13 protein-coding genes and 3 rRNA genes are annotated in these 26,562 nt (G+C 69.5%); 8 read left to right on the forward strand and 8 right to left on the reverse strand.

The annotated features are described in order from the left end of the window. Positions 1–64 precede the first annotated feature (64 nt). Both G443_RS10960 and lipB read left to right on the forward strand, forming a co-directional pair. Positions 65–955 carry a TIGR01777 family oxidoreductase gene (locus tag G443_RS10960; RefSeq protein ID WP_026418196.1) on the forward strand — a complete coding sequence of 297 codons (891 nt, stop codon included), beginning with the start codon at positions 65–67 and terminating at the stop codon, positions 953–955. 96 nt (positions 956–1,051) lie between these two features. Further along, a complete protein-coding gene (gene lipB / locus G443_RS10965; RefSeq protein ID WP_026418195.1) occupies positions 1,052–1,840 on the forward strand; it encodes a lipoyl(octanoyl) transferase LipB in 789 nt (262 codons plus the stop codon). A 9-nt stretch (positions 1,841–1,849) separates the two neighbouring features. On the opposite strand, the gene G443_RS10970 is transcribed toward lipB, so the two are convergent. Further along, complete coding sequence (locus G443_RS10970) at positions 1,850–2,785, reverse strand: LLM class F420-dependent oxidoreductase (RefSeq protein ID WP_026418194.1); 936 nt, start codon at positions 2,783–2,785, stop codon at positions 1,850–1,852. A gap of 152 nt (positions 2,786–2,937) precedes the next feature. Here G443_RS10970 and G443_RS10975 point away from each other — a divergent pair, with 152 nt between their 5' ends. The 3 genes from G443_RS10975 to G443_RS10985 all read left to right on the forward strand — a co-directional run bounded on the left by G443_RS10975 (position 2,938) and on the right by G443_RS10985 (position 5,844). After that, entirely contained in the window at positions 2,938–3,864 is a 927-nt protein-coding gene (locus G443_RS10975; RefSeq protein ID WP_026418193.1) for an oxidoreductase, read from the forward strand. Between the two features lie 89 nt (positions 3,865–3,953). Further along, a complete protein-coding gene (lipA, locus tag G443_RS10980; RefSeq protein WP_026418192.1) occupies positions 3,954–4,955 on the forward strand; it encodes a lipoyl synthase in 1,002 nt (333 codons plus the stop codon). Positions 4,956–5,082: 127 nt separating this feature from the next. Continuing rightward, positions 5,083–5,844, forward strand: coding sequence for a DUF4191 domain-containing protein (locus tag G443_RS10985; protein ID WP_026418191.1), 762 nt, complete (start codon positions 5,083–5,085; stop codon positions 5,842–5,844). Positions 5,845–6,241: 397 nt separating this feature from the next. Here the strand turns inward: G443_RS10985 and G443_RS10990 are convergent, their stop codons facing one another. After that, entirely contained in the window at positions 6,242–6,721 is a 480-nt protein-coding gene (locus G443_RS10990) for an RDD family protein (protein WP_026418190.1), read from the reverse strand. Positions 6,722–6,953: 232 nt separating this feature from the next. On the opposite strand from G443_RS10990, the gene glnA reads away from it, so the two are divergent. The 3 genes from glnA (at position 6,954) to G443_RS11005 (ending at position 10,649) form a co-directional block, all read left to right on the forward strand. Next, positions 6,954–8,378, forward strand: a complete 1,425-nt coding sequence (gene glnA / locus G443_RS10995) for a type I glutamate--ammonia ligase (protein WP_026418189.1) — start codon at positions 6,954–6,956, stop codon at positions 8,376–8,378. A 251-nt stretch (positions 8,379–8,629) separates the two neighbouring features. After that, the gene (locus G443_RS11000; protein ID WP_026418188.1) at positions 8,630–9,457 is read left to right on the forward strand and encodes an NAD(P)H-binding protein; all 828 of its coding nucleotides are present in this window, start codon (positions 8,630–8,632) and stop codon (positions 9,455–9,457) included. 265 nt (positions 9,458–9,722) lie between these two features. Beyond that, positions 9,723–10,649: an ion transporter gene (locus tag G443_RS11005; RefSeq protein WP_081715336.1), complete on the forward strand. Its 927-nt coding sequence runs from the start codon at positions 9,723–9,725 to the stop codon at positions 10,647–10,649. Here G443_RS11005 and G443_RS11010 read toward each other — a convergent pair. The 6 genes from G443_RS11010 to G443_RS25460 all read right to left on the reverse strand — a co-directional run bounded on the left by G443_RS11010 (position 10,634) and on the right by G443_RS25460 (position 26,499). Beyond that, positions 10,634–13,786: a bifunctional [glutamine synthetase] adenylyltransferase/[glutamine synthetase]-adenylyl-L-tyrosine phosphorylase gene (locus tag G443_RS11010; RefSeq protein WP_026418187.1), complete on the reverse strand. Its 3,153-nt coding sequence runs from the start codon at positions 13,784–13,786 to the stop codon at positions 10,634–10,636. The two genes, G443_RS11005 and G443_RS11010, sit on opposite strands and share 16 nt — an antisense overlap. A 166-nt stretch (positions 13,787–13,952) precedes the next feature. After that, positions 13,953–14,711, reverse strand: coding sequence for a type 1 glutamine amidotransferase (locus G443_RS11015; RefSeq protein ID WP_026418186.1), 759 nt, complete (start codon positions 14,709–14,711; stop codon positions 13,953–13,955). A 279-nt stretch (positions 14,712–14,990) separates the two neighbouring features. Continuing rightward, a 5S ribosomal RNA gene (gene rrf / locus G443_RS11020) occupies positions 14,991–15,107 on the reverse strand. 89 nt (positions 15,108–15,196) lie between these two features. Continuing rightward, a 23S ribosomal RNA gene (locus tag G443_RS11025) occupies positions 15,197–18,317 on the reverse strand. 373 nt (positions 18,318–18,690) lie between these two features. After that, positions 18,691–20,205: ribosomal RNA gene (locus G443_RS11030) — 16S ribosomal RNA — on the reverse strand. The 16S, 23S and 5S rRNA genes sit together here, the layout of an rRNA operon. A 1,332-nt stretch (positions 20,206–21,537) precedes the next feature. After that, positions 21,538–26,499: an FkbM family methyltransferase gene (locus G443_RS25460; RefSeq protein ID WP_081715169.1), complete on the reverse strand. Its 4,962-nt coding sequence runs from the start codon at positions 26,497–26,499 to the stop codon at positions 21,538–21,540. Positions 26,500–26,562 lie beyond the last annotated feature (63 nt).

Below are 26,562 nucleotides of genomic sequence, written 5' to 3' on the forward strand. Positions count from 1 at the left end.
GCGGGGCGACCGACCGGAGCGGGACGGAGTCGCGTCGACGACGCCGATGCGTCACGATCAAGGAATGCGCGTCGTGGTCGCTGGTTCCTCAGGTCTTGTCGGCTCCGCCCTGGTCTCCGCTCTCGAGGACACCGGTCACGAGGTGGTGCGCCTCGTCCGCCGACCGGCGAGGGCGGCCAGCGAACGGAGTTGGGACCCGCCCGCCGGCCACGTGCCCCACGACGCGCTGGAGGGCGCCGACGCGGTGGTGAACCTGTGCGGGGCGTCGATCTTCGGGCGCCGGTGGAACCACGCCAGGAAACAGGTGCTGCGTGACAGCCGGCTCGTGCCCACCGAGGTCCTCAGCACCGCCGTCGCCGAACACCGGATCCCGGTGCTCGTCAACGCCTCCGCCGTGGGCTACTACGGCGACACCGGGGACCGCGCCGTGGACGAGACCGCCCCGCTCGGGTCGGGGTTCCTCGCGGAGCTGTGCCGCGACTGGGAGGACGCGGTGCGCCCCGCGCGGGAGGCCGGCGCCCGCGTCGTCCTGGCCAGGAACGGCATCGTGCTCAGCTCCGGAGGTGGACTGCTCGGCACGCTGCGGCCGCTCTTCTCCCTGATGCTGGGGGGCCGGCTGGGCAGCGGCGGCCAGTACCTGTCGTGGATCGGCATGGACGACGAGCTGGCGGCGCTCCGGTTCGTACTGGAGACCGACGGCCTCGACGGCCCCGTGAACCTCACCGCGCCCGCGCCGGTGACCAACGCCGAGTTCACCCGCGTGATGTCGACCGCGTTGGGGCGCCCGGCGCCCTGGGTCGTTCCCGGGGTGGCGCTGCGCGCCCTCCTGGGCCAGATCGCCGACGAGTTGGTGCTCACCGGCCAGCGAGCCGTGCCGAAGGCCCTCTCCGAACACGGGTTCCACTTCCACCACCCCGCGCTGAACTCCGCCCTCGTGGCCGCGTTGAACGACTGAGCCGGGAACGCGGTCGCACGTCCTCGCCTGTGGCGTCGGGCGCACCACGCCGGCCACGCCGGCGACCCGCGCGCGGCCGGGCGTAGGGTCAGGTCCGTGCGCAGCAACGACGAACCCCTCCGCTCCGCCCCGTCCACCTCGTGCCGGTCGGCGAGCGACCAGGTGGTCGTGCGGCATCTCGGGCTCATCGAGTACCAGCGGGCCTGGGACCTCCAGCGCGAACTGGTCGCTGCCAGGCAGGCCGGTGACGGGCCCGACACCCTCCTCCTGCTCGAACACCCCTCCGTGTACACGGCGGGCAAGCGGACCCGGCCGGCGGACAAACCGCAGGACGGCACCCCGGTCATCGACGTCGACCGGGGCGGGATGATCACCTGGCACGGCCCCGGTCAGCTGGTCGGCTACCCGATCGTCGAACTCGCCGAACCGGTCGACGTCGTGGACTACGTCCGGAGGTTGGAGCAGGCGCTGATCTCGGTGTGCGACCAGCTGGGCGTGCGCACCGGGCGGGTCGAGGGCCGCAGCGGCGTCTGGGTGCCCGCCGACGAGCGGGGTGGCGAACGCAAGATCGCCGCGCTCGGCATCCGGGTGCAGCGGGGCGTGACCATGCACGGCCTGGAGATCAACTGCGATCCCGACATGTCGGCGTGGGACCGCATCGTGCCCTGCGGGATCAGCGACGCGGGCACCACGTCCCTGACCGCGGAGCTCGGGCGGACCGTGACCGTCGCCGAGGTCCTGCCGCTCGTCGAGCGGGCGGTGCTCGACGCGCTGGAGGGCGCGCTGCCGGTGACCCACCGACCCGCCCGGCCGGAGCCGGCGGAACCGGCCGGGGCCGGAGCGGTCACCTTCGCCCTCGACTCCCGGATCCAGTCCGCCGGCTGAGGCGGGCCATCACCCGAGCTGGGGCGCCACCTCCGAGGCGACCAGCTCCAGGTGGTCGAGGTCAGCCAGGTCGAGCACCTGGAGGTAGAGCCGACGGACACCGGTCCGCTCGCGCCACTGCCCGATCCGGTCGACGATCTCGCCCGGCGTGCCGGCGAGCCCGTTCTCCCGCAGTTCCGGCACCTCCCGGCCGATCGCGGCGGCGCGGCGGGCCACCTCCGGCTCGTCCCGGCCGACGCACAGCACCAGCGCGGCCGACCGGAGGATGTCGCCCGCGCGCCGCCCGGCCGCGACGGCGGCCCGGTCCACCCGTTCGAACTGCTCCGCCGCCGTCTCCATGTCGACGAAGGGCAGGTTGAACTCGTCGGCGAACCGGGCGGCCAGCTCCGGCGTGCGCTTCTTGCCCTTCCCGCCGAGCACGAGTGGCGGCCGTGGCCGCTGCACCGGCTTGGGCAGCGCCGGCGAGTCGCTGATCTGGTAGTGCCGTCCCTCGTAGTCGAAGGTCTCACCCTCCGGCGTGCCCCAGAGACCGGTGATGATCTCCAGCTGCTCCTCGAAGCGGTCGAACCGTTCGGCCAGCGGCGGGAACGGAACACCGTAGGCGGCGTGCTCCTCGGCGTACCAGCCGGTGCCCAGGCCCAGGTCCACCCGGCCGCCGGACATCTCGTCGACCTGGGCGACGGTGATGGCGAGCGGACCGGGCAGGCGGAAGGTCCCGGCGGTCACGAGGGTGCCCAGCCGGATCGTGCTGGTCTCCCGCGCGATGCCGCCCAGGGTCACCCAGGCGTCGGTGGGGCCGGGCAGGCCGGAGACCGAGCCCATCTTCAGGTAGTGGTCGGAACGGAAGAAGGCGCCGTAACCGGCCGACTCGGCGCACCGCGCGACGCGGAGCAGGTCGGTGTAGGTGGCGCCCTGCTGGGGTTCGGTGAACACCCGGAGTTCGATGCGATCGTTCACGGGCTCCAAGGGTGCAGGGCGACCGGAGCGAGGGCCAACCGGGGGCCTCGACACGGCGGAGGGCGCGGTCCCGGCACGGCGGTGGTCTCCGGTGCCGGGCCGCCGTGGCACCACGGATCGCCACACGGTAGTTGTGAGCTATGTCCAGATGGAGCGCAACCCAGATCCCCGACCAGACCGGCCGCAACGTCCTGATCACCGGAGCGAACTCCGGGTTGGGGCGCTACTCGGCGGTCACCCTCGCCAGCCGTGGCGCACGAGTGTTGTTGGCCTGCCGCTCGGCCGAACGCGGGCGGCCGGTGGTGGACGAGATCCGCGCCGCCGGCGGTGAGGCCGAACTGGTCGAGCTAGACCTCGCGGACCTGTCCTCGGTGCGGCAGGCCGCCAGCACGGCCAGGGCGCTCTGCCCGGAGGGCATCGACATCCTGATGAACAACGCGGGCGTGATGGCGCCGCCGTTGACGCGGACCCTCGACGGGTTCGAACTCCAGATGGGGGTGAACCACCTGGGCCACGCCGCGTTGACCTGGTTGCTGATGCCCAGCCTCATGCGGCCGGGGGCGCGGGTCGTGACCCTCAGCTCCATCGCCCACCGCGCCGGTTCCCTCGATCTGAGCGACCTGAACTACGAGTACCGCAAGTACAACGCGGGCCGGGCCTACGGGCAGTCGAAGCTCGCCAACCTCCTCTTCGCCTTCGAGCTGGACCGCCGTGCCAGGGCGGCTGGCCTGGACCTGCTCAGCGTGGCCGCGCACCCCGGCATGACGGCCACCGAGCTCGGCGGGAACATGGCCAGGGCCCGGGGCAGCTCCTGGATGGAGAAGGGGTGGGGGCTGGTCAACCGCGTGATGACCCAGCCCGTCGCCGACGGGGCCAGCCCGCAGCTGTACGCGGCGACGATGCCGGACGTGCGGTCCGGTGACTACTACGGGCCCGACGGCCCCGGCGAGGCCAGGGGCGGTCCGAAGAAGGTGTCCTCCACGGCGGCGGCCCAGGACACGCGGGTCGCGGCCGAGTTGTGGGACCTCACGGCGACGCTCACCGGAGTGACGCCCGATCCACGCTGAGCGCACGCCTGGTGCCGGGTCCACGTCCTCCGCCGGGATGCCCGACCGGATGGCGTGGACCACAGCACGACGACGCGTAGGGTGGGCGTGTGACGGTCGCACCGGAGGGGCGCAAGCTGTTGCGACTTGAGGTCCGCAACAGCCAGACGCCCATCGAGAAGAAGCCATCCTGGATCAAGACGCGCGCGCGCATGGGTCCGGAGTACCGCGAACTGAAGGGCCTGGTGCGGCGCGAGGGCCTGCACACGGTCTGCGAGGAGGCCGGCTGTCCCAACATCTACGAGTGCTGGGAGGACAGGGAGGCCACGTTCCTCATCGGCGGTGACCAGTGCACCCGCCGATGTGACTTCTGCCAGATCGACACCGGGCGGCCGGCGGCACTGGACCGCACCGAACCGCGCAAGGTCGCCGAGTCGGTCCAGGCGATGGGCCTGCGGTACTCCACGGTCACCGGAGTGGCCAGGGACGACCTGCCCGACGGCGGCGCCTGGCTGTACGCCGAGACCGTGCGCCAGATCCACGAGCTCAACCCGGGGACGGGTGTCGAGCTGTTGATCCCGGACTTCAACGCCGACCCGGACCAGCTCGCCGAGGTCTTCTCCAGTCGTCCGGAGGTCCTCGCGCACAACGTGGAGACCGTTCCTCGGATCTTCAAGCGCATCCGGCCGGGCTTCCGCTACGAGCGGTCGCTGCGGGTCATCACGGAGGCGAGGAACGCGGGTCTGGTGACCAAGTCGAACCTGATCCTCGGCATGGGCGAGGAGCCCGACGAGGTGACCGAGGCGCTCCAGTCGCTGTACGACGCGGGTTGCGAGATCATCACCATCACGCAGTACCTGCGTCCCAGCGTCCGCCACCACCCCGTGGAGCGGTGGGTCAAGCCCGAGGAGTTCGTGGCGCACAGCAGGACCGCCGAGGAGATCGGCTTCACCGGGGTCATGGCCGGCCCGCTGGTCCGCTCCTCCTACCGCGCCGGTCGGCTGTACGCGGGCGCGGTGCGCCGCCGAGGCGAGGAACTGCCCGAGAACCTGAGCCACCTGCTCAGTGAGAGCCCCGCCGCGCAGGAGGCCAGCGCCCTGCTGGCGCGGTGAGAACCCTGGCCGCCCCCGTGCCGCACGGGGGCGGCCCGTTCCGGGCCGGCTGAGGGCGAGGCTCCGGTCCCGGCTCGGCCGTCTCCCCACGGGCGGCCGGCCGCGACCTCCCCCGTATCCTGGTCGTATGGCCCCCAAGCAGGAGAAAGCGGCTGGAAAGCCGGACAAGGCGGCCGCCAAGGAAGCGTCCAAGGCGGCGAAGAGCGCCCGGCGGCAGGCATCGAGGGAACGCCGCAAGCAGATCTTCGAGGCGTTCAAGATGCAGCGCCGCGAGGACAAGCGGCTCATCCCGTGGATGCTGGTCGCCTTCCTCGGCACCGCGCTCGTCGTCTTCGGCCTGGGCTTGCTGCTGGGGCTGCAATGGTTCTTCCTGCCGGTCGGCATCGCCTTCGGCGCCCTCGCCGCGGTCATCGTGTTCGGCCGCCGCGTCCAGCGCACCGTCTACCAGCGCGCGGACGGGCAGCCGGGTGCCGCCGGCTGGGCGCTGGAGAACATCCGCGGCCGCTGGCGCGTGACGAATGCCGTCGCCGGCACCACCCACCTCGACGCCGTGCACCGGGTCATCGGGCGCCCCGGCATCATCCTGGTCGCGGAGGGCGCCCCGCACCGCGTGCGGGGACTCATCGCACAGGAGAAGAAGCGCGTCGCCCGGGTGGTGGGCAGCACTCCGATCTACGACTTCACGGTCGGTAACGGGGAGGGGGAGGTCCCGCTCAAGAAGCTCCAGCGCCACCTCATGAAACTCCCCCGTAACATCAGCGTCGCGCAGATGGACGTGTTGGAGACGAGGCTCGCCGCGCTGGCCAGCAAGGGCAACGCCATGCCCAAGGGGCCGATGCCCCAGGGGGCGCGGATGCGGAACATGCAGCGGGCCATCCGCCGCCGCTGAGCTCCTCCCACGGGCCAGGGCCACGCATCGAGGCGGGGAACGCCCTCCGGACCAGGTTCCGGGGGGCGTTCGACCGTCTGGAGGGGCCGACGTCCCTCGCGCGCGGGAGAGGGACCCGGCGACGAACCGGGGCGGTCTCCTCGGACGGCCTACGCGGGCACGTGCGGAACCGACCCGTGGAGCGCGATCGGCGCGGCCTCCTCGACGGCCCGCCTCCGAACGACTCGACCGAGCCGGCGCGTCAGCGAGCCCGCGGTCGCGGGGACGGACGATGTGACAGGTGCGCGGCGGTCGGCACCACCGGTCCCCCGGACCCGGTCCAGGACGCCCCCGGGGAGGCGGGACGCTCCGTCGGCGCCCGGGTCACGATCACAAGGACACCGGCCGGACGACCAGGTCAGCGGGTGTTCACCACGACCGTGCCCAGTGCCCGGTCGTGCAGACCCCGGTAGTCGAGGTCCCACACCACGGCGGGGATCAGGAAGAAGATCATCACGGTGCGACCGGCGGCTCGGGGCAAGCCCACCCGGGCGGCCCCACCGAGCCGAGCGACCCGGATGCCCAGCAGCGCCATGCCCGGCGTGAAACCGGCGACGGCGACCGGGACCACGGTCAGCAGCACCCAGGCCAACAGGCTCCAGTTCCGGGGCAGTTCGGGGGCGGTGAACAGACCGGCCACGAGGGCTGCCATGATCAGGTCGACGAGCAGCGCCGCGAGCTTGCGCCGGGGTCGGGCGACGGAGCCCGGACCCGTCTCGGGTAGGCCGAGGCGCTCGCCGCGCCACCGCTGGTTCTCTGCCTCCGCCGCGGCCCGCCGACCCTCCGGGTCGAGCGCCGCGCTGGGGCCGGACAGCCACGAGCCGGTCCACCTGTTCACGGACCCCAGCGTAACGACCGATTCGCGGCGTTTCGGTCCGGGGCCAGGTCAGACGGCCGCACATATCATGTCAGTCACATCCTGCTGTGTTAACAGCCGCGAAACATGCGGTTGATGGCAGGGCAATACGTCCCACTTAGCGTCGCTGGCGCACTGCTGCTAGCGACCGGTGATGGCTTCCGCCAACTGGGGGCCACTCGATGTGTCTGACCCGTGTAAGGAGCCAGCGAGGGTGTTCAAAAACTCCGACGAGGTCCTGAAGTACCTCTCCGACGAGGACGTGAAGTTCGTCGACATCAGGTTCTGCGACCTGCCCGGCATCATGCAGCACTTCACCGTGCCCGCCGCGGCGTTCGACGCGGACACCTTCGCTGACGGCCTCGCCTTCGACGGTTCGTCCGTCCGCGGCTTCCAGTCCATCCACGAGTCGGACATGCTGCTGCTCCCCGACCCGTACACCGCGCGCCTGGACCCCTTCCGCGCCGAGAAGACCCTCATCGTCAACTTCTTCGTGCACGACCCGCTGACCCGCGAGCCCTACAGCCGGGACCCGCGCAACGTCGCCCGCAAGGCCGAGGAGTTCCTCGCGGCGTCCGGCATCGCCGACACCGCCTTCTTCGGCCCCGAGGCGGAGTTCTACGTCTTCGACTCGGTGCGGTTCGACACCACCGCGAACGCCTCCTTCCACGAGATCGACTCGGAGGCCGGCTGGTGGAACACCGGCGCCGACGAGGAGGGAGGCAACAAGGGCTACAAGGTCCGGTACAAGGGCGGCTACTTCCCGGTGTCACCCACCGACCACTTCGCCGACCTGCGCGACCGGATCTCCCTCCAGCTCATGGAGTCCGGTTTCACGGTGGAGCGCGCGCACCACGAGGTCGGTACCGCCGGCCAGGCCGAGATCAACTACAAGTTCAACACCCTGCTCCACGCGGCCGACGACCTGCAGCTCTTCAAGTACATCGTCAAGAACGTCGCCTGGCAGGCCGGCCGCAGCGCGACCTTCATGCCCAAGCCGCTGTTCGGCGACAACGGCTCCGGCATGCACTGCCACCAGTCGCTGTGGGCCGGCGGCAAGCCGCTGTTCCACGACGAGTCCGGGTACGGCGGCCTGTCGGACACCGCGCGGCACTACATCGGCGGGCTGCTCCACCACGCGCCGAGCCTGCTGGCCTTCACGAACCCGACGGTGAACTCCTACCACCGCCTGGTCCCCGGCTACGAGGCCCCGGTCAACCTGGTCTACTCGCAGCGCAACCGGTCGGCGTGCATCCGCATCCCGATCACCGGCAGCAACCCGAAGGCCAAGCGGGTCGAGTTCCGCTGCCCGGACTCCTCGGGCAACCCCTACCTCGCCTTCGCCGCCATGCTGATGGCCGGCCTCGACGGCATCAAGAACAAGATCGAGCCGCCGGCCCCGATCGACAAGGACCTCTACGAGCTGCCGCCCGAGGAGGCCAAGAACGTCCCGCAGGTGCCGGCGACGTTGTCCGAGGTCATCGACAACCTGGAGCGGGACCACGAGTACCTGCTCGCCGGCGGGGTCTTCACGCCCGACCTGATCGAGACCTGGATCTCGCTGAAGCGGGAGCAGGAGATCGACCCGATCCGCCTGCGGCCGCACCCCTACGAGTTCTCGCTGTACTACGACGTGTGACGGGAGGGGGTGTCCACCACCCGCGTGGTCGACACCCCGTCCCGTGGATCGCCGGCTGAGGGCCGGGTGACCGCCGTGGTCACCCGGCCCTCGCTGTCGTCGGCCCCGGGCCGGCTCCCTGGTGACCGAGCTCCACCTCGGTCCCCGTGGCGGAACCGAGAGACGTGCCTTCCTCCTAGGCGAGACGATCGGACATCGCACCAAGACCTTGAACGGTTCCGAGTCTCGGTGCGTTCGGATTGACTCGTCCCATGACAGCGAAAACGATCCTGGTGCTCGGCGGTACGGGGAAGACCGGCCGCCGGGTCGCCGCGCAGCTGACCGAACGGGGCCACACCGCGCGCGTGGCGTCCCGCGGCGCCCCCACCCGATTCGACTGGAACGACGACACCACCTGGCCGGCAGCGCTGCGCGGCGCCGACGGCGTGTACGTCGTCCCCGACGACGCCGGGCCGCTCAGCCACTTCGAGTCCTTCATCAGCCTCGCCACCCGGGAGGGGGTGCGCCGCCTCGTGCTGCTGTCGGCGCGGGAGGGGATCGAGACGTCCAACCCAGCGGTGATCAGCCGGGAGGACACCGTGCGCGGGTCCGGCGTCGAGTGGACGCTGTTGCGCCCGGTCTGGTTCGCCCAGAACTTCAGCGAGGAACCGTTCCTGGCCGAGGGCGTGCGCGAAGGTGAGGTCCGCTACGGCACCGAGGACGGTCGGCACCCGTTCATCGACGCCGAGGACATCGCTGCCGTCGCCGTCGCCGCCCTCACGGAGGACGGGCACGCCGGCCGGGTGTACACGATGTCCGGTCCTCGGGCCCTCAGCATCCCCGAGGCGCTGGACACGATCGCGGCGGCGACCGGGCGCACGATCCGGAGCGTCCCCCTCCCCCTCGACGAGTACGAACGCCACCTCACCGACCGCTACTACCCGGCCGGTGCGGCGCGGGCGGTCACCGGTCTCAGCGAGCTGGTCCGCCGACATGCGGACGACCACCTCTCCGACGGAGTGCGGGAGGCGCTCGGCCGGGAGCCCCGCGACTTCGCCGACTACGTCGCCACGACCGCCGACGCCGGCGGCTGGGGATGATCACGGCCCGTCCCCCCGCCACGGCGGGGGGACACCCGTGCCCATCCGGCGCCCCGCCGCTCCCCACCGAGGCGAACTCCCGTAAAACGCCGACCCACCATTCCTGGACGACGGTCGTGTGCTTCTCCCAACCGGTCCGGAAACGGTTCAACGGTGGTTCACGCCAATCAGTGCACTAGTGGTTCACCATTTTATCGACGCGTTTTCCCCCGCGTTCTCCAGTAAGCTGGCGTCCCGTTCACGTGCACGGGACAACGGGGGATGCATGGCGCTTCGCGACCGGGTCCGCGCGGTGGTGGAAGCCAGGAGATTCAACCAGTTCATCATCACCGTCATCCTCGTGAACGCGGCCGTGCTCGGGATGGAGACATCCCCGTGGCTGACCAGCCGGTACGGCGAGACGATGCTGCTCATCGACCACACGGCGGTCGCCGTCTTCACCGTCGAGCTCCTGGCCAGGCTCTACGTGTACCGGACCGGCTTCTTCCGCAGCGCGTGGAACTGGTTCGACCTGATCGTGGTGAGTGTGGCCCTCGTCCCCACCACGACGTCCTTCAGCGTCTTGCGGGTGCTGCGCGGTCTGCGACTGATCTCCGCGGTCCCCGCCATTCGTCGGATCGTCTCCGCGTTGTTCAGCGCCGTCCCCGGCCTGCTTTCCGTCCTCTCCCTGCTGTTGCTGGTCCTCTACATCAGTGCCGTGATCAGCGTCCACCTCTTCGGCGATATCGCCCCCGAACTCTTCGGGCACCTCGGTATCGCCCTGTTCTCGTTGTTCAAGGTGCTGACCACCGAGAACTGGCCCGACATCGCGGACACCGTCATGGTGGACCAACCGATGGCGTGGATCTTCTTCGTCTGCTACATCGTGTCCACCACCTTCGTCGTGCTCAACCTGCTGATCGCGGTCCTCGTCAGCGCGGTGGAGATGCAGCTGTCGGCCGCCAGGTGGGCGGAGGACCAGAGCCTGGAGGCGGTCCAGCACGCGGCGGTCATGGCCGAGCTCCGCGCGCTGCGCGGCGAGCTGGCCACCCTGCGGGCCAGCACCGGCCCCGGGACCGCTGCTGGCACCAGCGCTCCCGCCCAGGGCACACCGGACGGCGAGCCCCCGCCCGCGCCACCCGCACCACGACGGCCGGAAGGGGACGGGACCCGCGCCGACGAGCCCGGGGGCCCGGGTCAGCCCGTTCCGTAGAAGACCCGTTCCATCACGGCCCTGGCCCGCCGCGTCACCCGCCGGTAGTCGTCGACGAACACCCCGGGGTCCTCGGAGACCGAATATCCCAGCGTCCTGGCTACCGCCGCGAGGTCCCGACCGTGCCCCGGCAGCTGGTCCGACGCCTTGCCCCGGACCAGCGTCGTCGCGTTCCGCGCCTGGCTGGCCATCGTCCACGCGGCCCGCAGCGCCTCGGCGTCGGCCTCGTCCAGCAGTCCAGCCGCCGCGGCGCTCCGCACGGCTCCCAGGGTCGAGGTCGTGCGGAGCCCCGGCACCTCGTGCGCGTGGCCGAGCTGGATCAACTGCGCGGTCCACTCCACGTCGGACAGCCCGCCCCGGCCGAGTTTGGTGTTCGTGGTCGGGTCGATCCCCCTCGGCAGGCGCTCGTGCTCCACCCGAGCCTTGATCCTGCGGATCTCGATGGTCGAGGCCTCGTCGAGCCCACCGGCCGGATACCGCACGGGGTCGATCAACTCGGTGAACCGGCGGCCGAGCTCCTCGTCCCCGGCCACCCGTCGTGCCCGCAGCAGCGCCTGCGCCTCCCAGGTGTCCGACCACTTCTCGTAGTACATGCGGTACGACTCCAGCGTCCGCACCAACGGGCCACTCCGGCCCTCGGGACGCAGGTCGGCGTCGACGTGCAACGGGGGGTCCTGGCTGGGTGCGCTGAGGAGCCGGCGCAGCGTCTCGGCCACGGCGGTCGCGTAACGCACGGCGTCGTGGTCCTCGACGCCCTCCACGGCCTCGCACACGAACAGGACGTCCGCGTCCGAGCCGTACCCGAGCTCGTCACCCCCCAACCTGCCCATGCCGATGACTGCGACCCTGGCCAGCGGCTCGGGACCGAAGCGGGGCGCGACGGCGCCCGCCGCGGCCCGCAACGCCGCCTCCAGGACGGCGGACCAGATCCGGGACAGGGCGTGGGACACCGACGGGAGTTCCATCAGCCCCAGCAGGTCCGCGCACCCCACCCGCAGCAGCTCGTGCCTGCGCAGCGACCGGGCGGCCAGCACCGCCTGTTCGGGGTCGCCGTGCCTGGCGACGGCGCTGCCCAGCGAGTGCGCCACCTCCTCGGGGTCCCGCCCCACCAGCTCCGGGGTGTCGACCAGCAGCCGCAGCACCTCGGGCGCGCGGACCAACAACTCGGGGACCATCCTGGACGTCCCCAGCAGGAAGGCCAGGCGTTCCGCGACCGCGCCCCTGTCCCGCAGCAGCCGCAGGTACCAAGGAGTGTCCGTCAACGCCTCGGACACCCGGCGGTAGGCGAGCAGGCCGCCGTCGGGGTCGGTGGTGTCGGCGAACAGGTCGAGCAGCACCGGCAGGAGCGCCCGCTGGATCGACGCGCGGCGCGACACCCCCTCGGTGAGCGCCCCGATGTGGCGCAACGCGCCCTCCGGGGAGGTGAACCCGAGGGCGGCCAGCCGGGCGGTCGCCTCGTTCGGGGTGAGCCGCAGCGCCTCCGACGGCACCCGGGCCACCGCCTCCAGCAGCGGGCGGTAGAACAGCTTCTCGTGGAGTCGGCGGACCCGGGCGGCGTGCCGGCGGAACTCCGACAACAACACCTCCCCCGGACCTCGCCGACCGTCCGAGCGCAGGCCGGCCGCCCTGGCCAGCCAGCGCAGGCCGGCGACGTCGTCGAACGCGGGGAACAGGTGGGTGCGCAGCAGGCGCTGGAGCTGGAGCCGGTGTTCGAGCAGCCGGAGGAAGCAGTACGACTCGGTGAGTTCGGCGGCGTCGACCCGCCCCACGTACCCGCCGGACCCCAACGCGCCCAGCGCCGGCACCGTCCCGGGAACCCGCAGTTCCTCGTCCGAACGACCGTGCACCAGCTGGAGGAGCTGGACGGCGAACTCCACGTCGCGCAACCCGCCGCGCCCCAGCTTCAGCTCCCGCTCGGTGAGCTCGGCCGGCAGGTTGTCCTCCACCCGCCGGCGCATCTCCTGGACGTCGGAGACGAAGTCGTCCCGGTCCGCCGCCGTCCACACCATCGGCGTGACGGCGTCGAGGTACGCCTTGCCCAGCGCGGCGTCACCGGCCACCGGCCGAGCCTTGAGCAACGCCTGGAACTCCCAGGTGCGCGCCCACCTCCGGTAGTAGCTGAGGTGCCCTTCCAGGGTCCGCACCAGGGCACCGGCCTTCCCTTCCGGGCGCAGTGCGGCGTCGACCTGGAAGCATGCCTCACCGGCGATCCGCATCGCCTCGGCGGCGACCCTGGTGGCGGTGGCGAGCGCCCGGTGCGGCGCTCCGTCCCCCTCGTCCCCCGCACTCCCGGCGTCCACCTCCTCCGCCGGGGGGCGCGGTTCCGCGACGAAGACGACGTCGACGTCGCTGACGTAGTTCAACTCGCCCGCTCCGCACTTGCCCATCGCGATGACGGCCAGGCGGAACGGCAGCTCGGCGTCCGACGGGTCCTCGTCCTCGGAGGGTGGGCCCAGCACCTCCGTCACCGCGACCGCGAGCGCGGCACGCAGCGCCGCGACCGCCAGGTTGGACAGCGCGCCGGCGACCAGGCGGTACCGCTCGGGTTCCCAACCGGTGCCGCGCTGGCTCAGGTCGGTGGCCGCGATGTCGAGCATCATGCCCCGGTAGGCGGTGCGGAGGGCGCGGACCGCCTCGATCCCGACCAGGGTGGAACGTACGGCCCCGGCACCCGCTCCCCACGCGGGTGCCGGGTCCCCCGGGTCCTCCGAGCGGGTTCCCGGCCCCACCGCCCCGACGGAGGACCACAACTCGGTGGTCAACTCGCGCTCGCTGGGTGGGTCGTCGAGCAGTTCACCGTCGAGGCGCCGCCACTCCGCCGGGTGAGCCACCAGGTGGTCGGTCAGGGCGGTGCTGGCGCCCAGCACCGCGAACAGCCGCACGGCCAGGTCGTGGTCCGTGCGCAACGCCTCGTCCAGCTCGGGCCAGTCCGCGCCGAGGGACTCCCGCAGCCGGTCCAGACCGCGCAGCGCGAGGTCGGGGTCGGCGGAGGCGGACAACGCGCCCAGCACGGGCTCCAGCCCGGGGGGAACGCGGTCGGCCTCCCACCACCCCGCCGCCGCGAGCATCGGGTGGGTTCGGGCGTCGGTCAGCCCGAAACGGCCCAACCAGGGTGCTGGTCGCGATTCCTCCGCCATCACAGGTCCTCCAGACTGCCGTCCCGCCGGATGCCACGTCCCGGGGCTCCGCCGGTTGTCCTGCACTCGGGATCGGGCGGCCTCGGTGTGCCGGCGGCCCCGCCGACACCGGCGCGCGGCCGGGAGCACCGAGGCCCGCTGTCCTCCGCCACCTCCGGGTCCGCCGTCAGACCAGCGGGAGGCGACGCGGGCCCGGCTCCCGGGGTTCCAGTCCGGCGCGTCGCGCGGCGATGCGGACGAACCGGGTGACGATCGGCTTCCAGGTGGCCTCGATCTCCTCGTGCGCCTCGGCGAGCGCGGCGGTGGAGTGCGCCCGGGCCGGCGCCGCTGCGGCCAACTCCGGGTCGGCGTCGAACCAGTCGCGGATCATCTCCGGGGTCGTCTCGATGTGGAACTGCGTGCCCCAGGCCGCCGTTCCCACCCGGAACGCCTGGTGTGGGCAGTTCGGTGAGGCGGCGAGCAGCGTCGCCCCGGGAGGGAGGCGGGTGACGATGTCGCGGTGCGCCTGCACGACCAGGGGCATCAGGACGAGGTCCTCGAACAACTCGTCCTCGACGGCGGCGTCCCGCTTCGCGACGAGCGTCGGCCCAGCCGCCGGGCCGGTGGGGCTCGCCTCCACCCGGCCACCGGCGGCAGCCGCCAGGAGCTGAGCGCCCAGGCAGACCGCGAACGTCGGTAGTCCCTTCCCGACCGCGGTGGTCAGCCGGGCCCGCACGTCCAGCAACCACGGGTGCGCGATGACGTCCTCGGCCTGAACCCGCCCTCCCAGGCACACGAGGGCGTGGTACTCGCCGAGTTCGGGCACTTCCTGCTGATCCGGGTGGATGATGTCGAGTTCGGCACCCGCGGAGCGCAGCCACTCACCCAGGCGGGCGGGCGGATCGGACGGGTCGGGTTGCAGAACAAGAACTCGCACACTCGTCACGACGACGATGCTATGCCCGACGGCCCCGAGAACGCCGCTGCCCCCGACGCCCTCCACCACATCGAATTCAGAACGTTGCCGTCGTGGGACGAGCGAGCGGTCCAACCGCCCGCCGAAAGCCCGTCGAGAAGCCGCACCCGCCGCGAACGAGGGACCACCGCGTTCCCGGCCCCGGTCGGTGGCGGGTGCCCTGGGCGCACAAAAAAAGTGGGTGGAGGAGAACCGGGAGCACCCACCAGGTGCTCAACCACATTCCCCTCCACCCACCGGTGAAAGAAAGTTCGGCGGCGTCCTACTCTCCCACACCCCCACAGGTGCAGTACCATCGGCGCTGAAAGGCTTAGCTTCCGGGTTCGGAATGGGACCGGGCGTTTCCCTCTCGCTATCACCACCGAAACACTCTAACCAACACCCCACCCCAACCAACCCCAGGGCAGGGAGCCAGTTGCACTCCCAGAATCACACAGTGGATGCGTAACACCTTCGTAGACAAGCCCTCGGCCTATTAGTACCGGTCAACTCCACACGTTACCGTGCTTCCATCTCCAGCCTATCAACCCAGTCGTCTACTGGGGGCCTTACCCCAACAAAGTGGGTGGGAGACCTCATCTTGGAACAGGCTTCCCGCTTAGATGCTTTCAGCGGTTATCCCTTCCGAACGTAGCCAACCAGCCATGCACCTGGCGGTACAACTGGCACACCAGAGGTTCGTCCGTCCCGGTCCTCTCGTACTAGGGACAGCCTTCCACAAGTCTCCAACGCGCGCGGCGGATAGGGACCGAACTGTCTCACGACGTTCTAAACCCAGCTCGCGTGCCGCTTTAATGGGCGAACAGCCCAACCCTTGGGACCTACTCCAGCCCCAGGATGCGACGAGCCGACATCGAGGTGCCAAACCATGCCGTCGATATGGACTCTTGGGCAAGATCAGCCTGTTATCCCCGGGGTACCTTTTATCCGTTGAGCGACACCGCTTCCACCAGCCAGTGCCGGATCACTAGTCCCGACTTTCGTCCCTGCTCGACCCGTCAGTCTCACAGTCAAGCTCCCTTGTGCACTTACACTCAACACCTGATTGCCAACCAGGCTGAGGGAACCTTTGGGCGCCTCCGTTACCCTTTGGGAGGCAACCGCCCCAGTTAAACTACCCACCAGGCACTGTCCCTGAACCAGATCATGGTCCGAGGTTAGACACCCAGTACGACCAGAGTGGTATTTCAAGATTGACTCCACGACCACTAGCGTGACCGCTTCCCAGTCTCCCACCTATCCTACACAAGCCGAACCGAGCACCAATACCAAGCTATAGTAAAGGTCCCGGGGTCTTTCCGTCCTGCCGCGCGTAACGAGCATCTTTACTCGTAGTGCAATTTCGCCGGGCCTGTGGTTGAGACAGCGGAGAAGTCGTTACGCCATTCGTGCAGGTCGGAACTTACCCGACAAGGAATTTCGCTACCTTAGGATGGTTATAGTTACCACCGCCGTTTACTGGCGCTTAAGTTCTCAGCTTCGCCCCGAAGGACTAACCGGTCCCCTTAACGTTCCAGCACCGGGCAGGCGTCAGTCCGTATACATCGTCTTACGACTTCGCACGGACCTGTGTTTTTAATAAACAGTCGCTTCTCCCTGGTCTCTGCGGCCACACAACGCTAGCCCGCGAAGGGCTTCACGCCACACGGCCCCCCTTCTCCCGAAGTTACGGGGGCATTTTGCCGAGTTCCTTAACCACAGTTCACCCGATCGCCTTGGTATTCTCTACCTGACCACCTGTGTCGGTTTGGGGTACGGGCCGCGTAGACACTCGCTAGAGGCTTTTCTCGGCAGCATGGGATCACCCTACTTCGCCTCATTCGGCTATGCATCACGTCTCACCATTAACAGAGAAGCGGATTTGCCTACCTCTCCTGGCTACACGCTTACACCAGTACTACCACTCACTGGCGGGGCTACCCTCCTGCGTCACCCCATCACTTGGCTACTACCAGCTCAGATCCCGCGCATGGCCACCACCCCACCCGAAAGCAGGACAGCACCACGGGCGGTTAGTATCACCAGCCTCGCCAGGGACGCATCCACACGGGTACGGGAATATCAACCCGTTGTCCATCGACTACGCCTGTCGGCCTCGCCTTAGGTCCCGACTTACCCTGGGCGGAATAACCTGGCCCAGGAACCCTTGGTCATCCGGCGGCAGAGTTTCTCACTCTGCTTTCGCTACTCATGCCTGCATTCTCACTCCCACACCGTCCACACCCGCTCACGCGACTGCTTCACCCAGTGCAGGACGCTCCCCTACCCATCCACACACCTACACCCACCCCCCAAAAGGGACAGATGGAGCTCTACATGTGAATGACACGGCTTCGGCGGTGCGCTTAAGCCCCGCTACATTATCGGCGCAGGACCACTTGACCAGTGAGCTATTACGCACTCTTTCAAGGATGGCTGCTTCTAAGCCAACCTCCTGGTTGTCTGGGCGACCCCACATCCTTTTCCACTTAGCGCACACTTAGGGGCCTTAGCCGGCGTTCTGGGCTGTTTCCCTCTCGACTACGAAGCTTATCCCCCGCAGTCTCACTGCCGCGCTCTCACACACCCGCATTCGGAGTTTGGCTGACGTCAGTAACCTTGTCGGGCCCATCGGCCATCCAGTGCTCTACCTCGGATGAGAAACACACGACGCTGCACCTAAATGCATTTCGGGGAGAACCAGCTATCACGGAGTTTGATTGGCCTTTCACCCCTACCCACAGCTCATCCCCCAGGTTTTCAACCCTGGTGGGTTCGGGCCTCCACGCGGTCTTACCCGCGCTTCACCCTGGCCATGGGTAGATCACTCCGCTTCGGGTCTAGGACACGCGACTCTGACGCCCTGTTCAGACTCGCTTTCGCTACGGCTACCCCACCCGGGTTAACCTCGCCACGTATCACTAACTCGCAGGCTCATTCTTCAAAAGGCACGCCATCACCCCACAACGGAGGCTCTGACGGATTGTAGGCACATGGTTTCAGGTACTATTTCACTCCCCTCCCGGGGTACTTTTCACCTTTCCCTCACGGTACTAGTCCGCTATCGGTCATCAGGGAGTATTTAGGCTTAGCGGGTGGTCCCGCCAGATTCACAGCAAATTCCACGAGCTCGCTGCTACTTGGGATCCCCTCCAGGAGACACAGTGCTTTCACGTACGGGAGTATCACCCTCTACGCTGACGCTTTCCAGACGTCTTCCGCTAACACCATGTTTTCTGACTCCTCGCCGAGATGGCAGCCTCGACCGGTGGGTCCCACAACCCCGCATACGCAACCCCTGCCAGGTATCACACGTACACGGTTTAGCCTCATCCGCTTTCGCTCGCCACTACTCACGGAATCACGGTTGTTTTCTCTTCCTACGGGTACTGAGATGTTTCACTTCCCCGCGTTCCCTCCACACACCCTATATATTCAGGTGTAGGTGACCAGACATGACTCTGGCCGGGTTTCCCCATTCGGAAATCCTCGGATCACAGCTTGGTTGACAGCTCCCCGAGGCCTATCGCGGCCTCCCACGTCCTTCATCGGCTCCTGATGCCCAGGCATCCACCATGTGCCCTTACTTACTTGACCACAAAGATGCTCGCATCCACTGTGTAATTCTCAAAGAACAACCGGCCACCACCCCCACACTGAGTACCACCAACCCCGCACACCCACCAGGGGCACGCCAGACGGTATGGCACTCGGGGACAGCACCACCAGAAGACCCACGCACCACGCGTGTTCCCTCAGGACCCAACAGTGCACCGACCACACCACCACCCCACCACACAGCAGCTTTCCCCACCCCCACCCGAAAGCAGGAGCCGTACTCACCACCACACAGCAGAACAGCCATGCGGGTAACCAGCAGTCCACAATTCCACTGAGCAGTCACCCCCAGAACACACGCCTGAGACAGTGACCACCCCACCACCGAAGCAGTGGGATACATGCTCCTTAGAAAGGAGGTGATCCAGCCGCACCTTCCGGTACGGCTACCTTGTTACGACTTCGTCCCAATCGCCAGTCCCACCTTCGACCGCTCCCCCCACAAGGGTTGGGCCACGGGCTTCGGGTGTTACCGACTTTCATGACGTGACGGGCGGTGTGTACAAGGCCCGGGAACGTATTCACCGCAGCGTTGCTGATCTGCGATTACTAGCGACTCCGACTTCACGGGGTCGAGTTGCAGACCCCGATCCGAACTGAGACCGGCTTTAAGAGATTCGCTCCACCTTGCGATTTCGCAGCCCTCTGTACCGGCCATTGTAGCATGTGTGAAGCCCTGGACATAAGGGGCATGATGACTTGACCTCATCCCCACCTTCCTCCGAGTTGACCCCGGCAGTCTCCCATGAGTCCCCACCATTACGTGCTGGCAACATGGAACAAGGGTTGCGCTCGTTGCGGGACTTAACCCAACATCTCACGACACGAGCTGACGACAGCCATGCACCACCTGCACACTGACCTTACGGAAACCCCATCTCTGAGGCGATCCAGTGCATGTCAAACCCAGGTAAGGTTCTTCGCGTTGCATCGAATTAATCCACATGCTCCGCCGCTTGTGCGGGCCCCCGTCAATTCCTTTGAGTTTTAGCCTTGCGGCCGTACTCCCCAGGCGGGGCGCTTAATGCGTTAGCTACGGCACGGAGGACGTGGAAATCCCCCACACCTAGCGCCCACCGTTTACGGCGTGGACTACCAGGGTATCTAATCCTGTTCGCTCCCCACGCTTTCGCTCCTCAGCGTCAGTATCGGCCCAGAGACCCGCCTTCGCCACCGGTGTTCCTCCTGATATCTGCGCATTCCACCGCTACACCAGGAATTCCAGTCTCCCCTACCGAACTCAAGTCTGCCCGTATCGACTGCACGCCCACAGTTAAGCTGTAGGTTTTCACAGTCGACGCGACAAACCGCCTACGAGCTCTTTACGCCCAATAATTCCGGACAACGCTCGCACCCTACGTATTACCGCGGCTGCTGGCACGTAGTTAGCCGGTGCTTCTTCTGCGCCTACCGTCACTTTCGCTTCTTCGGCGCTGAAAGAGGTTTACAACCCGAAGGCCGTCATCCCTCACGCGGCGTCGCTGCGTCAGGCTTTCGCCCATTGCGCAATATTCCCCACTGCTGCCTCCCGTAGGAGTCTGGGCCGTATCTCAGTCCCAGTGTGGCCGGTCGCCCTCTCAGGCCGGCTACCCGTCGTCGCCTTGGTAGGCCATTACCCCACCAACAAGCTGATAGGCCGCGGGCCCATCCTGCACCGCCGGAACTTTCCACCCACCCCCATGCGGGGGAAGGTCGTATCCGGTATTAGCCCCGGTTTCCCGAGGTTATCCCAGAGTGCAGGGCAGGTTGCCCACGTGTTACTCACCCGTTCGCCGCTCGTGTACCCCGAAGGGCCTTACCGCTCGACTTGCATGTGTTAAGCACGCCGCCAGCGTTCGTCCTGAGCCAGGATCAAACTCTCCATAAAGGTTTGATTCTGTTACATTCGACGCATGACACTCACACCCACCCCGGAGGGCAGGGAATGCCACCGTCACTCAAAGGAACTCCTCTAACGAGGGTTCATATTTAGCTCTACTGGCTATTATATCGGTACACTGTTGAGTTCTCAAAGAACACACGCCACACCAGAACCCCACACCCACATCGTGGGCCCGTCGTCCTGGGACGCACTCTTCTCGTATCTGAAGCTTGTGTCCGGTAACCCCCACCACCACGTTCCCGTGATGTCCCATCCGGTGTTTCAGGGAGTTCCCGTTTTTCGCTGGAACCAGCTTAGCATTTCCGTTTCCACCGGGTCAAATCCGGGGTTTCCGTGGAAACCGCCGTTTTCTCAGCGGAACCGGAATCACCGTTGACCACCCTTCCGGGAAGGCCGTCGCTGTTTCCGTCGTGTTGTGTTGTCAACGCTACCAGACCGTGTTTCCGGTGTTTCCCGGGGGGTGTCGGTGTCACCGTGGTGAACCGTGCACCGTTTCCGGTGGACCGGTGTTTCTTTCCGGTCTGGCCGTTCCACCGTATCGGTCGGTGTTTCCTGGTGTCAAATCCGGTGTTCACCGGGTTTGGCCTGGTCACGACCGTTTCCGAATATCGTGGAACTGTGTTGTCAATGTGTGGTTCCGGGCAGCACCGTGTGTGCGGTGTTTTCCGGTTCCGGGTCAACGTAACCGATCTTCGTTCGTTCCGTCAACTCGGCGCTTTCGACCGGTTGGCGGTGAACTCCTGGCTTTGTTGTTGTCAATATGGAGCGTACTGGGCTGCTTTTCCCTGTCGCGTTCGGGGGCCGCGTCTTGGCCTCGCCAGATCCGTGTCAGGTCCGAGCTGCTCAGTGGTGTTGCTGTTTTCAACGCCCGGGAACGCTACCAGGCGGAGATCCTCACCCCCGATGGGGGTGGCCCCTCCTCCGAGTACCGCACCCGACGAGTAGCACCGCTCACGCGATGTCCTCGCACTGGACGAGATACGCCAGTCAGGTGGACCACGCATGACGATCCCGTCCCTGTCGAACCTTGGGAGTGGGAGTCGCCAGTCCGTGCTCATCCCACGACTACCGTCGTGGTCCCTGCCTGGCTGCCGCGCAACAATACCGGGTCCGTGATCGCGATGTCAACCCGCTCGGCCCCAGTCGCTCGTCGCCGTCCTCGCCAGGCTCCGAAGTCCTGTTCCGTCCGACGCGTTCGCGGCGTGGGCAAGACTAGCCAGCCAGCCCACTCCCCGTCAAACCGACCGCCGCTCCGACCGCCTCCCGGCCGGTCGGAGCGGGTCCCGGGGCAGCGCGTGCCCCGGGACCCGCTCCCCCTCACACGCCTGGTGCCCGCGTCTCCCGGGGACGCAGCAACAGGCGAACCCGGCCGCCGGCCTCCCGCCCCCAGCGGAGCACCTCCGCCGGTTCCAGCGCCGGGCCACCGTCCAACCGGGCCAGCTCGTACCCCCAGGACCGCATCTCGTCCAGGGCGGCTGCCGGGTCGTCTCCCAGCTCGCTCCCGTCCACGACCGACATCGAGCAGACGACCGAGGGGTGGTCCCGCCGGAGCAACCGCGACAGCCCGCGCAGCGCGCGCCAGGTGCTGCCCGGGGTGTCGACCCGCACCACCGACAACCGGCCGTGTTCGAAGGCCTGGAGACCGACCAACTCCTCGTCGAGCCGCACCCCGCGCACGGTCTCGGGGACTGGCACCGCACCGGGAGCCGTGGTCCCGGTTCCGTCCGAAGTGGACGCGGGGCCTTCGGCGGGGAACCCGTTCTCGTCCCGCTCCGGGTCGCCCGGTGAGGTGGTCGGCACCCCGTCCGCCCCGGAGCGCACGCGCAGCCCCCCGCCCGGGTCGGGCTCGGCGACCAGCCGCGTCGCCTGGTCCCACGCCGCCGCCTCGACGACCGTCAGCCTCCCCGCGTTCTCCGGCACGATGTTCAGCTCCACGTTGTGCCGCAGGAGCGCGCCCGCCTCCGGGCAGGGCTCGACCGCCACCACCCTCCCGTTCGCGCCGAGCCTGCTCAGCACCCTCGTCGTCTGGTACCCGACGTGCGCTCCCACGTCGAGGAACACCCCGTCGGGTTCGAGCAGCCCGTCCAAGGCGGTGGAGACGTCCGGTTCCCACACGCCGTGGCTGGACAGCCACGGCAGCATCACGCCGTCGTGGGCGGGCAACCGGAACAGCCCGGCGTCGCAGAGCACCATCGAGGTGGCGCCCTCGACGGGTGCGGGGTGTTGCCGCTGGTGCTCGCGCACCACCACGCGCCGCAACGCGTCCGAGGTGCGCACGGCGTGGTCGACGTGGCGCATCCGGGACTCGAGGCGACCGTCCCGGTCCCGCATGGCCTCGGTCAACCGCGCCTCGACGGCGTCGATCCGGTCCAAGGTCCGGTCGAGGACCCCGGCCAGCCCGTCGAGGCGTTCGGCGAGCAGCTCCACCTGGCGGTCCCGGCGCTCCGAGTCGGTGGTCACCGCCTCCTCCACGACACGCAGCCGCTGCTGCTGGGCGGCGAGGTCGGCCCGCGCGCGCACCACCGCGTCGTCGGCGCCGACGAGGTGCTCCGCGAGGTCGCCCTGCCGGCCGACGACGGTGGCGAGCTCGGCGCGCAACGCCTCGACGTCGACGGCGTTGGTGTCCCGGTCGGCGTCGTCCTGCCGGGCGACGAGGTCGCGGGCCGTTCGCTCCACCCCGTCCACCAGCGCCGTGAGCATCTCCCGCATGTGGGTGTCGTAGTGGTGGAGCACCCGGAGGACCGCCTTGCGGAGGGCCGGGGCGATCGGGACCTTGCTCGTGGTCCCCCCGACGTCGACGGGACGCAGCAGCGCGTGGCGTGCGACCACCAGCGCCCGCAGCGGGTCCTCCGCCACGACCGGCGCCTGTGCCCGGCCCGCCCGCCACGCCCGGTAGGTCTGCTCGACCATTCCCCGCACGGCCTCCCCCGTCGGGTGAGCCCCGTACCGGGCGGTGACGTCGGAGCGCCCAGCCTGGCCCAGTTCCACCCGGACCTCGGGGCTGTCCGCGAGGTGCCGGAGCAGGTCGGCGGCCGACCGGCCGTCCGGCTCGGCCCCGCCGTCCAGGCAGGGCACGAACGCCGCGCTCTGCCGGCCCAGCTGCTCGGTGGTCGCGCCCTGGTCGGTGCAGACCACGGGCACTCCTCGGGCCGCGACCCCCAGGAGCCAGGCGGCGACCGCGTCGCCAGCCCCGTCGCCACCGCCCCGGTGCAGGGAGACGACGCAGTCGGCGATGTCGACGAGGTCGTCCGCCGTCAGGTCCGCCGCCGCGAAGAGGAGGACCCTGGGATCGTTGGCGGTGGCCAGCCGGAGCCGTTCGGCGGACTCGGGGAAGTCGGCCGCGCCGGACACCCGGAGCACCAGACGGACGTCCCGGCGGTCCGGGAAGGCCGCGAGGAAGGCCGCGACCACGCCGAGCGGGTTGGTCCGCCGTTCGTCGGCGTGGTCGGCCGACGAGCAGAACACGGTCCCCTCGGGGATGCCCCACCGTGCCCGGGCCGCGGCGCGGGCCGTCTCGTCGATCTCCCCCCGGTCGGCGACGGGGAGCACGACCGTGCGGACGGGCCGGTTCGTCCCCCGGGCGGCCAGCCGGCGGGAGGCTTCGGAGAGCACCCACAGCTCGGACACCCCAGGGGCGAAGGGCGCCCCGTCCGCACTGATCCGGATGACCGAACGGTCCGAGGGGACCGGGGCGTCCGGCCCGCAGGCCAGCACCACCGGGTACAGGGGTTCGTCGGCGGTCGGCAGGCCGGAGTGCTCGACCGCCAGCCGCACGCGGTCGGCGAGTTCCCCCGCACCGAGGACGCACACCCCGAGCTGGTCGAGCAGCGTCGGACTGGCGCCGGCCCCCGACGCGGGCAACACCTCGGGGTGGATCCGCCCGGCCGCGACTCCCGGCCCGGCGCACCAGTCCCGGTAGGCGGCGCGGTCCGTTCCGCAGGGGTCGGGGAAGTCAACCTGGAGTCGGCGGTCGGCGAGCCAGACCGCCCAGGTCCACCGGCTGACGCCCGAGGTGTCGCGGCGTCCCGTCCGGTCGTCCGGCTCGGGGGGCTGGGCGGCCCACCGCAGGAACGCGGTGGCAGCGGCCACTCCGCCGCTGGGAGCGCCGAACGCGGGTGGTGGGGCCTCACCGCCGGTGGCCAGTGCCCGTCGCCAGCACTCGTGGAACTGCTGTCGCAGGTGTGGCGGGATCTCCAGCCCGCTGCCGTCCGGCACCTCCCGGAACCCGAGGTGCGCCTCGGCGGGATCGGCCGCGCGCACCAGGCGAGCGCGGTAGGTGGCGCACAGCGCCGCGAGTTCCGGGTGTTCGGAGAGGAGGACCCGGGGCCGGTCGCCGAAGACCGTGGACAGCAGCCAGGGGCGGTGCGGGTCGAACCCTCCGAAGTGGATGGTCCGCAGTGGTCGCCCGTCCACCGTCACCCGGCCGTCGATGTCCCGTCCCAGCGGTCGACGGTCCGCGTTCCACACCGACAACCCGATGCCCCGGTCGCGCAGTACCCGGTGTTCGACGAGTCCGGGTGCCGCGTCGAGGGCGCTGGACGCGCCCGGCACCGCCCGAAGCTGCGCGGCCCAGTCGGTCAGGAACCGTTCGGCGCCGGGACCGACGGCCACGAGCCCCGGGTCGAAGGTGCCCGCGGAGGCGAACTCAGCCGGGGTGGGACGGAGTCCGTCCGAGGGCACTGGGTCCAGGGTCCTGGGCACCAGCACCACCGGGCGCTCCGCGACCGCCTCGGCCACCGCGTCGAGCACCGGGCCCACGACCAGCACCCAGGGGTCGAGGCACAGCACCGGTTCGCCGCCGCGCACCAGGTGGGCGAGCAGGCGGGGCCGGAGCACGGCTCGCAGCTGCTCGGGATCGCAGGACGTGGCGAGGCGGTGGAACTCCTCCACGCCGAGTCCGATGTCGGTGGGGGTGAGCACGGGGTCGTCGCCGGTCTCCGGTGGGGCCGTGGAGATCGTGAGGGTGACGAACCGGGCCTCTGGGTGGTGGTCCCGAAGGGAGTCCCGGAGCACGCTGGCCGCCGCCCGCTCACCGGGGAGCGCGACCGTGCACACGGTGACGGGACGTCGTGGCGTGTCCCGGGGGCGGTCCGCGGGTTGCTCGGCCAGTTCGAGGCTGTCCTCCGTGGAGTCGTCCTGGGAGTCGTCCAGGGAGTCGACGTCCGCCGGCGGCCACCGGCGCAGCATCTCGGTGCGGGGTTCCGGTTCGGAGCTCACCTGCTCCGGCTCGGGCGGCCGGGTGTCCTCGGTGGGCACCGGTCCGGCCGCTGCGCCGGCCGAGGGCTGGGCGGGCTGGGCGTCCCGCCCCTGCCCGTTGCCCGTCGTCCCCTCCCGGGGCGCGGGGGGTGGGGCCGGCTCGGCCTGGTGCGGCGCGGTGGCGCTCGGTCGCGGTGCCGCCGGGGGCGGCGGGGTGGGCGGCACCGCCCCGGTGTGCGGTGGGGTGGCGGGTGCCGCCGTCGCGTTCGTCGGAGCTGCCGGTGGAGCCGCCGGCGGCGCGTTCGTCGGAGCGGCGGCGTCCGTCGTCGCCGCGGGTGGCGCGGCCGACGCTGCCGGTGGCGGTCCAGGCACTGCCGGTGGCGCGGCGGGGCGCGCAGTGGGCTGGGCGCCCGGGGTGGCCGGCGTGGCGCCGCCGGGACCAGGGCGCGGTTCGGTGTTCCTCGGCGCGGGAGGGGCGTGTTCCTCCCTGGACGGTGGGGGGACCACCGGCGTCGGGGGGAAGGCGGGCAACGGCTCGGTGGGAGCCGTTCCGGTCGCCAGCGGTGGCTCCGGGCGCCGCGCACCCCGTTTGGGCAGCGGCGAGGTGACGGCGTCGGGCGGCGGTTCCACGGGGGTGGGCGGCCGGGACGGCGGACCGGCCGGGGCTGGCCCCGGTGGCCGACCCGCCGCGCGGGCCGGTGGGGCCTGCTGGGGCGCGGGACCGGGTGGGGCGGGCAGCCCAGGCCCCGGAACGGTGCCGGGCGGCGGGGGCATGGGCGGTCCGTCGACGGGCATCGCCGGGGTGAACAGCGAGGACGTCCGCTGCTCCTGCCTGGGATCACCGCCCTGCTGGTCGGCGGGTGGGCGCGGTGGCAGGGTTCGTCGCAACGCGCCGAAGGCGTTGGGCGGTGTCCCTGCCGGCCCCCGGTGCGCTCGGTCGGCTGCGGGTTCCCCGTTCGGAGCGGTCGAGTGGTCGAACCAGGCCGCCGACTCGTCGTCCGTGGTCGGCTGGTCGGCGGGCACGGGTGACGCCGAGGGCGACGCCCCGGCGGGATTCTTGCCGTTGGCAGGGAGCTCGCTCACGGCGCCGAATCTATCGTCCGCGCGGGACCGTTGGTCGTGCTGAGCCGGTTTCCCCTGGTCCGC

This window comes from Actinoalloteichus caeruleus DSM 43889 (genome assembly GCF_000429185.2).
Lineage (GTDB): Bacteria > Actinomycetota > Actinomycetes > Mycobacteriales > Pseudonocardiaceae > Actinoalloteichus_B > Actinoalloteichus_B caeruleus.